Raw genomic sequence first — 9,198 nt, 5'->3', positions numbered from 1 at the left:
CGCCGCCCGCGCGTTCCTCACCGACGCGGCGGTCCCCACCGACGGCACCGCCTGCCCGCCGTGACGGGCCTGGGGAAGCAATGTGACGTTGCTTTCCTTCTAGCGCAGCAATGTCACATTGCGCTCTAGCCGAGGTCCTTCAGGGCGCGCTGGGCCTGGGCGAGTTCGGCTTCCAGTCGGGCGACGCGGTCCTGCTGCTGCCGGCGGGCGGACTCCAAGGCGCGGTCCACGGCGTCGGCCACCTGCGTGGGCAGGGCGCGAGCGGCCTTGGCCACGTCGGCGGGGGCGACCGGGACCGGGCGGACGGTGCGCTTCTTGCCGACGACGACCTCGACGGTCCAGTCGCCGGACTCGCTGGAGGTCAGGGTGACGATCACCTCGGCGGGGGCCACCGGGCGGCCGCGGCGAACGGGTGCGGCCGGACGCACCTCGGATGCGGCGGGGGTTGCCGCGGAACGGGCCGGGCGAGCGGGCTTGGCGACGGTGGGGCGCACCTCGGGCGGCTGCGCCGGAGCGGCAGGCGGCTCGGGATCGGCGGCTCGGGTCGGTGGGTCGGCGGCACGGGGCGCGACCGGCGCGGTCTGGGTGCGGGGCGACGGCCTGCCGGCGCGGGTGGGTTTGCTGGCCGCTTTCCTGCGGGGTGGGCGGGTGCGGGTGAGCTCGGACGGGGAGAACGACAGGACGTCCTTGGAGCCGGTGGGGCGGACCTGGATGAAATCGCCCTCGGCGGTGTCGGCGAAGGCGACGATCTTGGCGGAGCCGCCGGCCGGGACGCCGACCGCGGCGGAGGTGAACCACACCATCGGCGGGCGGCCGGCGGCCAGTTCGGTGCGCAACTGCGCGAGGTCCTCGTCCGACAACGAGATCAGCTGCGCCATGCCGGGATCCTCCGTGCCGATCAACGGGTGCGAGGCGTAGTTTGCCCTGGTGCCCTGACAAGACCAAGGGGTTCGCCCATGAGCGCGCGATACCTGTGGTGGCGTAGTTGTTACGACGGGGTGCTGCACGCCTTCCCGGTCATTCCGGAAGCACCGCTGCTGCACCAGCACTACCGCGCGTCCTGCGCCCACGCGGCACCGCCCGACCTGGCCGGGGAGGTTCAGGACGGACCGCGCTGCCCGCTCTGCACGATCATCACAAGGGCCGGCGAAACCGTTTAGCCGGCAACAACGTCAGTGCTGCGTCCGCACCCGGTACTCGCAGCCGTACTCGACCGCGTACTGCAGGTCGTAGTGATGCACGATCTTCGGGCCGTCGTTGAGATGCACGTGGGTGACCGTGTCCAGCGGCTCCTTGTGCGCCTCGTCCAGCCTGTCGACCCGGCCGTCGAGCGGGCCGCCCACGTACCGCACGACGTACGGCTGCGACACGGGGACCCCTCCTCTCGACCGATCTTTCGCACCCGATGGTTCACCTCGTGTTGCCGGAAATCAACCGCTCGTGAGCGACTCTCTACCTCACCCCCGCGCCCCGGACCGCCGGAAACGCCCGCGCGGAGCGGAAACCGCGCCGGGTACCGTATCCCGGTGAAGATGGACCTGACCCCCGCGCGGGGCACGCGTGACCTGTTGCCGGCCGCCGTCGCCGTGCGCGACCACGTGCTGGCGACGATCACCGAGGTCTACCGCCGCTACGGGTACCAGCGGATCGAGACGCCGGCGCTGGAGAACACCGAGCGGCTGGCCGGCAGCCAGGGCGGCGAGAACGAGAAGCTGATCTACCGGGTGCTCCGCCGCGGCCTGCCGGAGATCCTCCCGGAGGGCACGCCGGTGGCCGAGCTGGTCGACCTCGGGCTGCGCTACGACCTGACCGTGCCGCTCTCCCGGTTCTACGGCCACAACCGGGCCGCGCTGCCGGACCCGTTCCGTTCCTTCCAGGTCGGGCCGGTGTGGCGGGCGGAGCGCCCGCAGAAGGGCCGGTACCGGCAGTTCTACCAGTGCGACATCGACATGCTGGGCGAGCCGGGCGTGCTCGCCGAGATCGAGCTGATCGAGGCGACCACCGAGGCGCTGGCCGCGACCGGGCTCTCCGGCACCACGGTCCGGGTGTCCGACCGGCGGTTCCTGTCCGCGCTCGCCGCCCGGGCCGGGCTGCCCGAACCGGCCTGGGACGGGCTGTTCATCACCCTGGACAAGCTGGACAAGATCGGCTGGGAGGGCGTGCGCGCGGAGCTGTCCACCCGGGGGCTGACCGGCGGGCAGATCGAGCAGCTCGCCGGCACCATCACCGGCCTGCACGGGCTCGGCGAGGGCGACCTGGCCGGCGCGCTCGCGAAGGCGCTGCCCGACCTCAGCGAGGACGTGCTCGCCGATCTTCAGGAATCCGCCGGGGCACTCGGTGAGCTGGCCCGCGAGCGCGACCTGAAGTGGGAGTTCGACCCGACCCTGGTGCGCGGCATGGGTTACTACACCGGGCAGATCTTCGAGATCGTGCACCCGGCGTCGTCCGGCTCGGTGGCCGGCGGCGGGCGCTACGACAAGCTGATCGGCCGGTTCCTCGGCACCGACGTGCCGGCTTGCGGGTTCTCGATCGGGTTCGAGCGGATCGTGGACCTGCTCGGCGCGCCGGCCGAGCGCACGGCGGTCGCGGTGCTGTACGAGCCGGAGGTGCCGGCCGCCGAGGCGCTCCGCGTGGCACGGCGGCTGCGCGCGGACGGCCGCAGCGTCTCCCCGGTCCGGCGGCGCGGCAAGTTCGGCGCGCAACTGGGCCGCCTCGAGGAGTGGGGCTTCGGCTCGCTCGTGCACCTGAGAGCCGACGGCGCCGGTGAGGAACGACAACTGGGCGGAAGCTGACCGCGGCACTACCGTGGACCCATGGCGGCTACCGGAACCTCTGACCCGCACGACGAGGGTCCGCGCCGCGAGCCGCCGTCCGGCCAGTTCGAGGACGAGCTGCTCGGCCTGGACCCGGACGACCCGGAGGCGCAGGCGTTCGCCGAGCACCTCGAGCGGGTCCACCGGGTGCGGCCGGCCTACACCGTGGAGGGCTACCTCGGCGGCATGAGCGACTTCGCCGACGGCGCGAACCGGCTCGGCGGGCACTACCGGCTGATGGCCATGATCCTCGCGCTGGCGATCCTGCTCGGCGTCGCGGTGGCCGCCTGGGACGCGATCATGTACCTGTTGACCGTCCTGTTCGGCTGAACTCGTACTACCGTGGAAACCATGAAACCGGTAGCCGGCCTCGAACCCCGCGTCGTCAAGTCCGACTCCGAGTGGCACGCCCAGCTGACCCCCGAGGAGTACCGGGTCCTGCGCGAAGCCGGCACCGAGGCACCGTGGACCGGCGAGTACACCGACACCAAAACCACCGGCAGCTACCAGTGCCGCGCCTGCGGCACCGAACTCTTCCGCTCCGACACCAAGTTCGACTCCCACTGCGGCTGGCCCAGCTTCTTCTCCCCCCTCGCCGCCGACCGCGTCATCCTCCGCGAAGACCGCACCCACGGCATGCTCCGCACCGAAGTCCTCTGCGCCAACTGCCACAGCCACCTAGGCCACGTCTTCGAAGGCGAGGGCTACCCCACCCCCACCGACCAGCGCTACTGCATCAACTCCATCTCCCTGAAGCTGATCCCGAAACCCGACGCCGACACAGACGACACGAGCGACGCAGCGACCCCAACGTAGAGTCCAAGCTCGGCCGGCGCGGGCCTCGCATAAGCTGACCCCAACTGAGATCTGACACAAGCTGCCGCCCGCGAAGGCCGCTGCAGCGGGCAGGCGACCACCCGGCAACGAACAACGTCAGCGCATCCCGCACCCTCTGCGGCGAGCGGACGCCAACCAAGATCAACCCAATGCCCGCTTCGCGGTATGAGCGCGCGTTCGTACGGTCGTTGGCCTCACGCTGTTCTCACGGCTCGTGGCTGGCCTACGACGTGACCACAACACCGCCGATGCCGGTACGACCGGCAGGTGAACCCACCAGTTCGACACTCACGCCGGAACGGACGGGTTCACCGAACACGGCAACAATCGCGTCGGTCACTCCCGACACCAGCCGAGCTACGATGTCCTCCGCGTCCGGTCGGCTGAACGCGGCCTCCTTGATACCGAACAGCACACTCGGCGACGGCGCTTGCGCCGGCCTGCCGCCGATGCCCCATCGGCTCGCCGGCAGACCGATCAGGTGCACGACTGCGATGTCCCGCGCCCAGTCCCCGTACACCCCGACGACCGCGTCGGTCAGCGCCTCGATCAACTCGGTCTCTCGACCAACCAGGTCGTCCTCAAGGACGTGCACGGTCAGATGCGGCATGATTTCCCCCCGGGATTACGTTTGAAGTCAAATAACCTTTGTTAGCAAACGTAGTAGGTGAGGTTGGTGCATGTCAACGCCCGACGCCACGGACGACGCCGTCCGGGAGCTGTTACTGCTGATGCCCCGGCTGGTCGGCCGGGTCAAGCGGCTGCCGGTGCCCGAACAGCTGCGGTCGTTCGACCTGGCCCCCAGACATCTCTCGCTGCTATCCCTGCTCCTGCTCGACGGCCCGCTGACCATCTCCCAATTGGCCGAGAAACTGGACCTCGCCCCGACCACCGTGAGCCTGATCGTCAGTGACCTGAGCCGCAAAGGGGTCCTAGAACGACGCGAGGACGAGGCCGACCGGCGCCGGCGCATCATCGACATCAGCCCCGACAGCCGCCCGGCCATCTCCGAATGGCTCTCACCCGGTGCGCACGCATGGCGCCGAGCCCTCACGCCGCTGACACCCGCACAACGACGAACCTTCATCGACACCCTGCTCGCCTACGAAACCGCCGTCACCGACACAGCCAACCAAGCCCCAGCAACCGAAGAACCCGCCGACATCGACCAAAGGCGCCCACCCACCACCTGACGACATCACCTCGAAACGCCAGCCGCCGCCTCTCGACGACCCGAACCCGGCTGGACCGCCACCTCTCCAACCACGGTGGCGATCCAGCCGACACTGCCGACAAACGCGCGCCCTGCGGCAGAAGCGGATGTTCGCTGCGAGAGGGTCTGTCAACTTTTCGGTGTAACTAGTTGATCTCGGTTACTGGTTATTTGCGTCCGGCGGACAGGCGTCCGTCGAAGGTGATCTCGAAGGCGTTCAATGCCTTCTTCCAGCGGCTCGACCAGCGTTTGCGCCCGGTGCCGGTGGGGTCGAGGCTCATCAGTGCGAGGTAGATGCACTTGAGTGCGGCTTGCTCGGTGGGGAAGTGGCCGCGGGCGTTGACGGCGCGGCGGATCCGGGCGTTGATCGACTCGATGGCGTTGGTGGTGCAGATGACCCGACGGATCTCGGTGTCGAACTGCAGAAACGGAACAAACTCCGCCCACGCGTTGGTCCACAACCGCACGATGGCCGGATACCGCTGCTCCCACTTCTCGCAGAACTCGGCGAACCGGTCCAGGGCGGCCTGCTCCGACGGTGCGGTGTAGACCGGCTTGAGGTCCTTGGCGATGGCCGCCCAGTCGGCCCGGCTGGCATACCGAAACGAGTTCCTGAGGAGATGCACGACGCAGGACTGCACGATGGTCTTGTCCCACACCGCGGTCACCGCGTCGGGCAGGCCCTTCAGGCCGTCGCAGACGACGATGCACACATCGGCCACGCCGCGGTTTTTGATCTCGGACAAGATCCGCAGCCAATATTTGGCGCCCTCCCCGTCGCCGTGCTCGCCTTCCCCGGTCATCTGCAACCCCTCGGCCCGAGCCCACTCGGCCAACTCCCGGACCACCCGCTCGTCGACCGCCACGCCGGCGAGCTGCTCAGCCGTCACGGTCTGGGTCCTGCTCTCGTCACTCATCGATGCACACTCCACTTTGGACAGTTACACCGTTGAGATTACAGTCCCCTGCGAGACGATGCTCTCGGTCTGACCCATTTGAATGTGTTGGTGAGCCCGCAGTGGGTGGTGTCAGGAATGCTGAAGGGTCGCCCTGATGCTGGAGATGGCTCCGTTCCGGCGCTGGGCCGTTCACCGACCGGTCACTTGGTCTGCTCGGCCAGCGCGACGATGATGCCTGCGGGGCCGCGGAGGTAGCAGAGCCGGTAGCTGTTCTCGTACCGCACCAGCTCGCCGAGGAGTTCGGCTCCGTGTGGCCGCAAGCGGTCGAGGATGTCGTCGATGTCTTCGACGGCGAACATGATGCGATGTGTGCCCAGTGTGTTCGCCGGAGCGCGGGGGTCACCGTCTCGGCTCGACGGCGTGTGGTATTTGGTCAGCTCGAGCCGTCCGTGGCCGTCTGGGGTGCGCATCATCGCGATGTCCGATCGGACTCCCTCGAGCCCAACGAGGCGATCCACCGCGCTGCCCTCGACTGTCGCCTCGCCTTCCAGCTCCAGTCCGAGTGCGACGAAGAACGCCGTAGCGGCCGCGAGGTCGTCGACGACGATGGCGATGTTGTCCATCCGCTGGATTGTCCCGCGCCGAGGGTGGGGGCCTCGCTGGTCGGTGTCGTCCATGGTGATCTCCTAATCAGGCTGGCCGCCGGGTTCGGCGGCGCGGGTGCGTGTTCAGGCGCGCTGGCGTTGTTTCTGTTGCTGCATGAGCTCCTCGATGGCGGTGGGCAGGGTTGTCTCGAAGTCGATCAGCTTGGCCCAGGTCGGCTCCACCACGACCCGGACCATGCCGTCGTAGAGCGACTTCACGCCGTCCTCCCACTCGGCCCGTTGCTCGGGCGTCATCTGGTAAGTGCGGTTCCACTGGAAGTACTCGTCCGGGATGCCGTCGACGACATCCAGCTCCGCCTGGCCTCGGATGAGCAGGATCTTCGGTGGGTGCGCCTCGGTGTCGATCGTCGGCGCGACCGGCGGCACGTCTACCTGGCCACCTACGGCGACCCGCCGGATCCGCCCGCGACCACCGCCTTCATCACCGCACTGCACCACGCCGTCCAGCAGACCCGACCAAGCGAGCCGACCCCACCCACGTAGGGTGACGGTCACCAGCGACTGCTCCGGCTGCTCGCGATCCATCCCGGGCAGAACTACGCCGCCCCGTCCGCCGCCGCACTGGCCGCGATGACCGAGCCGGAAACCCAGGCCATCCTGGACGACCTGGTCGACGAGCACCTGCTGCACCTGACCACCGCGGCCCGTTACGGAATGCACGACCTCGTCCGCCGCTACCTGAACCAGCACCACGGCAGCGAACCCGAACGCCACGCCGCGATCGAACGCCTGCTCCGCCACGACCTCGACCGGGCGCGCCACGCCACGCTCCTGATCCACCCGACGGAGACCCGCCGCGTGCCGGCCACGCCCGCGCCGTGGCGCACCCCGGCCGAAGCCGTGGCCTGGGCGGAAAGCGAGTACGACAACCTGGTCAGCACCGTGTACCTGGCCGCCGACGCGCCCGGTGCGAGCCCCGCCCTCGCCACCCAACTCGTCGCCGCGCTCTCCCGCCCACTGGCCAACCGCGGGCACTCCGCCGACCGGATCGCGCTCAACCAGTTCGGCGCCCGCCTCGCCCACCGCAATGGCGACCGCCGCGCCGAAGCCCAGCTGCTGGAAGACCTCGGCACCCTGTGCGCCCAGGTCGGGCACACCGCGGACGCGATCACCCACAGCCACCGCGCCCTGGCGATCTGGACCGAACTGGACGATTCCCAGGGCCGCCGCGGCTGCCTGGTCGACCTCGGCAACAGCAGCCGCCTGCAGGGCGACCACGACAAGGCCATCGACTATCTGCGGCAAGCCCTCACGATCAGCACCGGGTCCAACGACCGACCCGGCGAAGCATCGGTGCTGAACTCCCTCGGCCTGACCTACCAGACCACCGGCGAGTTCGACACGGCCACCGCGTACCTGATCCGCTCCGCGACAATTCATCACGAGATCGGGAACCGCCTTGGCGAGGCCATCGCCCTGGCCAACCACGGCTGGGCCCTCCAGCGCTCCGGACGACCGGCCCAGGCCATCCGCTACCACCACCGAAGCCTGGAAACCTTCCGCGACCTTCGGGACCACTACAACGAAGCCGAACAGCACTGGGCCATCGCCCAAGCCGAGCACGCGCTCGGCGACCCCGCCGCGGCCCGTCACCACTGGCACATCGCGACCGCCTCCCCGCCCGGCACCGAGGAACGCCCGAACCCCAGGAACACCTCCTGAGCCACGTCCTCGGCCTCGTCCCGGGAACCGAGCACCCGGGCGGCGACCGCGACGACCCGCGGATAGGTGGCACGGAAGACCTGCTCGAGGTCGGCCCGGACAGCCCCCCGTCCGGCAGAACTCGACACGCCCACGCCGCCCTTCCGCTCAACCCGCCCGGCCACCGCGCCGTGCCCGCCGGCGGACACAGCACCCGGCAGCGCGGCAGCCGAAGCGCTCCCACCATGCCCTGCGACGTCCACACCGGTAGAGCACCACAGACGGCCCACATGTGACATGAGGCGCCGGTTTCAGGGAATGAACGTGACGTTCCTTCCCTCAGCACCGCCCGGTGATGATCTCGCGCGCCAGGTTGACGATGGGTTGGATGCTGGTGTCGTAGTAGTTGCTGAGGACCACGACGAGCCAGCCCGCGGTGGGAACACGTCGAAGTTGGTGATCCAGCCGGCGGAGCCGTCGGGGTTGTTCGCCTGGGCGAGTCCGCTGCCGGAGTGCCCGACTACCCGGTGGTCTCCCACGAGCAGCAGGAGCGGCTCATCGAAGCGTTGCTCACGCTCGCCCGCACCGAGCGCGGTCTGGACCGCCGGGAACCGCTTGACCTGCGCGCGATCACCGGCGCGGTGGTCGACGCGCACGACAGCCATCTCGACGCCCACTCACCACCCACCAGCGGGCTCGCCATCACGGTCGGCTTCCCCAGCCCGCCGGCAGGAATCGACAGGGATCTTCGGTCCCAGGAGCCAGTCGGGTCCCGGTGACCCAGGGCAAACAGCTCCCCGTTTGTCCGGCGGCAGGGCGCCGATGGCGACCTACACGCAGCGCAGGTGCCCGAGCGGCTTGCTGGCCGGCGCGTCGGCTTGATGCGGATTTTGCCGCCGGTCGGGAATAGTGGCCACATGGCACGGCGGACGATCCACGTGACCATCGCGGCGGCGCTGCTCGCCGCCGGATGCTCGACCGGCGATGCCGGGTCGCGCCCTCCAGCGCTGATCACCTCGGCCACGACCACTTCGTCCACTCTGGACACCCAGCCTCGGCTGGAGACCTTCGAGTTGCCGGCCGGCGCCGGCCCGCACGACGTGGCCATGGATCACCTCAGCGGCGGGATC

General features: G+C 69.4%; 14 protein-coding genes and 1 pseudogene. 8 read left to right on the top strand and 7 right to left on the bottom strand.

The window, feature by feature from the left end:
* Positions 1-125: 125 nt before the first annotated feature.
* Positions 126-878: a DUF6319 family protein gene (locus VGR06_RS05320; protein WP_327557821.1), complete on the bottom strand. Its 753-nt coding sequence runs from the start codon at positions 876-878 to the stop codon at positions 126-128.
* A 78-nt stretch (positions 879-956) separates the two neighbouring features.
* Here VGR06_RS05320 and VGR06_RS05315 point away from each other — a divergent pair, with 78 nt between their 5' ends.
* The gene (locus VGR06_RS05315) at positions 957-1,160 is read left to right on the top strand and encodes a hypothetical protein (RefSeq protein ID WP_327557820.1); all 204 of its coding nucleotides are present in this window, start codon (positions 957-959) and stop codon (positions 1,158-1,160) included.
* A gap of 12 nt (positions 1,161-1,172) precedes the next feature.
* Here the strand turns inward: VGR06_RS05315 and VGR06_RS05310 are convergent, their stop codons facing one another.
* Positions 1,173-1,370, bottom strand: a complete 198-nt coding sequence (locus tag VGR06_RS05310; RefSeq protein ID WP_327557819.1) for a hypothetical protein — start codon at positions 1,368-1,370, stop codon at positions 1,173-1,175.
* Positions 1,371-1,532: 162 nt separating this feature from the next.
* Between VGR06_RS05310 and hisS the strand changes: the two genes are divergently transcribed.
* The 3 genes from hisS to msrB are packed head-to-tail and all read left to right on the top strand — an operon-like array spanning position 1,533 to position 3,629.
* A complete protein-coding gene (hisS, locus tag VGR06_RS05305) occupies positions 1,533-2,792 on the top strand; it encodes a histidine--tRNA ligase (protein ID WP_327557822.1) in 1,260 nt (419 codons plus the stop codon).
* 21 nt (positions 2,793-2,813) lie between these two features.
* Positions 2,814-3,143, top strand: a complete 330-nt coding sequence (locus tag VGR06_RS05300; protein WP_327557818.1) for a hypothetical protein — start codon at positions 2,814-2,816, stop codon at positions 3,141-3,143.
* Positions 3,144-3,164: 21 nt separating this feature from the next.
* Positions 3,165-3,629: a peptide-methionine (R)-S-oxide reductase MsrB gene (msrB, locus tag VGR06_RS05295; RefSeq protein WP_327557817.1), complete on the top strand. Its 465-nt coding sequence runs from the start codon at positions 3,165-3,167 to the stop codon at positions 3,627-3,629.
* Positions 3,630-3,873: 244 nt separating this feature from the next.
* On the opposite strand, the gene VGR06_RS05290 is transcribed toward msrB, so the two are convergent.
* Positions 3,874-4,260 carry a hypothetical protein gene (locus tag VGR06_RS05290; RefSeq protein ID WP_327557816.1) on the bottom strand — a complete coding sequence of 129 codons (387 nt, stop codon included), beginning with the start codon at positions 4,258-4,260 and terminating at the stop codon, positions 3,874-3,876.
* A 70-nt stretch (positions 4,261-4,330) separates the two neighbouring features.
* Between VGR06_RS05290 and VGR06_RS05285 the strand changes: the two genes are divergently transcribed.
* Positions 4,331-4,843 carry a MarR family winged helix-turn-helix transcriptional regulator gene (locus VGR06_RS05285; protein WP_327557815.1) on the top strand — a complete coding sequence of 171 codons (513 nt, stop codon included), beginning with the start codon at positions 4,331-4,333 and terminating at the stop codon, positions 4,841-4,843.
* 187 nt (positions 4,844-5,030) lie between these two features.
* Here the strand turns inward: VGR06_RS05285 and VGR06_RS05280 are convergent.
* From VGR06_RS05280 to VGR06_RS05270, 3 genes and pseudogenes are all read right to left on the bottom strand, one after another.
* Positions 5,031-5,639: pseudogene (locus VGR06_RS05280) on the bottom strand (IS256 family transposase); the annotation flags it as partial.
* Between the two features lie 323 nt (positions 5,640-5,962).
* Complete coding sequence (locus VGR06_RS05275) at positions 5,963-6,385, bottom strand: VOC family protein (RefSeq protein ID WP_414637153.1); 423 nt, start codon at positions 6,383-6,385, stop codon at positions 5,963-5,965.
* Positions 6,386-6,490: 105 nt separating this feature from the next.
* On the bottom strand, positions 6,491-6,952 hold the full coding sequence (locus VGR06_RS05270; protein WP_327557813.1) for a hypothetical protein: 462 nt from the start codon (positions 6,950-6,952) through the stop codon (positions 6,491-6,493).
* Between the two features lie 45 nt (positions 6,953-6,997).
* Here VGR06_RS05270 and VGR06_RS05265 point away from each other — a divergent pair, with 45 nt between their 5' ends.
* Positions 6,998-8,089, top strand: a complete 1,092-nt coding sequence (locus VGR06_RS05265) for a tetratricopeptide repeat protein (protein ID WP_327557812.1) — start codon at positions 6,998-7,000, stop codon at positions 8,087-8,089.
* Here VGR06_RS05265 and VGR06_RS05260 read toward each other — a convergent pair.
* Entirely contained in the window at positions 8,017-8,331 is a 315-nt protein-coding gene (locus VGR06_RS05260) for an RNA polymerase sigma factor (protein WP_327557811.1), read from the bottom strand. The two genes, VGR06_RS05265 and VGR06_RS05260, sit on opposite strands and share 73 nt — an antisense overlap.
* A 249-nt stretch (positions 8,332-8,580) precedes the next feature.
* On the opposite strand from VGR06_RS05260, the gene VGR06_RS05255 reads away from it, so the two are divergent.
* Positions 8,581-8,847, top strand: coding sequence for a hypothetical protein (locus VGR06_RS05255; RefSeq protein WP_327557810.1), 267 nt, complete (start codon positions 8,581-8,583; stop codon positions 8,845-8,847).
* A 138-nt stretch (positions 8,848-8,985) separates the two neighbouring features.
* Positions 8,986-9,198, top strand: a 213-nt coding sequence (locus tag VGR06_RS05250) for a hypothetical protein (protein ID WP_327557809.1), incomplete at its 3' end; no start/stop codon positions are given.

This window comes from Actinophytocola sp. (genome assembly GCF_036002505.1).
GTDB lineage: Bacteria > Actinomycetota > Actinomycetes > Mycobacteriales > Pseudonocardiaceae > DASYTH01.
This window is presented reverse-complemented; position numbering and strand designations above follow the sequence as displayed.

What these genes read in the sequence shown, in the direction of transcription:
- VGR06_RS05320 (WP_327557821.1), bottom strand. Translation starts at nt 878, where the DNA reads ATGGCGCAGCTGATCTCGTTGTCGGACGAGGACCTCGCGCAGTTGCGC.
- VGR06_RS05315 (WP_327557820.1), top strand. Translation starts at nt 957, where the DNA reads ATGAGCGCGCGATACCTGTGGTGGCGTAGTTGTTACGACGGGGTGCTG.
- hisS (WP_327557822.1), top strand. Translation starts at nt 1,533, where the DNA reads ATGGACCTGACCCCCGCGCGGGGCACGCGTGACCTGTTGCCGGCCGCC.
- VGR06_RS05300 (WP_327557818.1), top strand. Translation starts at nt 2,814, where the DNA reads ATGGCGGCTACCGGAACCTCTGACCCGCACGACGAGGGTCCGCGCCGC.
- msrB (WP_327557817.1), top strand. Translation starts at nt 3,165, where the DNA reads ATGAAACCGGTAGCCGGCCTCGAACCCCGCGTCGTCAAGTCCGACTCC.
- VGR06_RS05290 (WP_327557816.1), bottom strand. Translation starts at nt 4,260, where the DNA reads ATGCCGCATCTGACCGTGCACGTCCTTGAGGACGACCTGGTTGGTCGA.
- VGR06_RS05285 (WP_327557815.1), top strand. Translation starts at nt 4,331, where the DNA reads ATGTCAACGCCCGACGCCACGGACGACGCCGTCCGGGAGCTGTTACTG.
- VGR06_RS05275 (WP_414637153.1), bottom strand. Translation starts at nt 6,385, where the DNA reads ATGGACAACATCGCCATCGTCGTCGACGACCTCGCGGCCGCTACGGCG.
- VGR06_RS05270 (WP_327557813.1), bottom strand. Translation starts at nt 6,952, where the DNA reads ATGGATCGCGAGCAGCCGGAGCAGTCGCTGGTGACCGTCACCCTACGT.
- VGR06_RS05265 (WP_327557812.1), top strand. Translation starts at nt 6,998, where the DNA reads ATGACCGAGCCGGAAACCCAGGCCATCCTGGACGACCTGGTCGACGAG.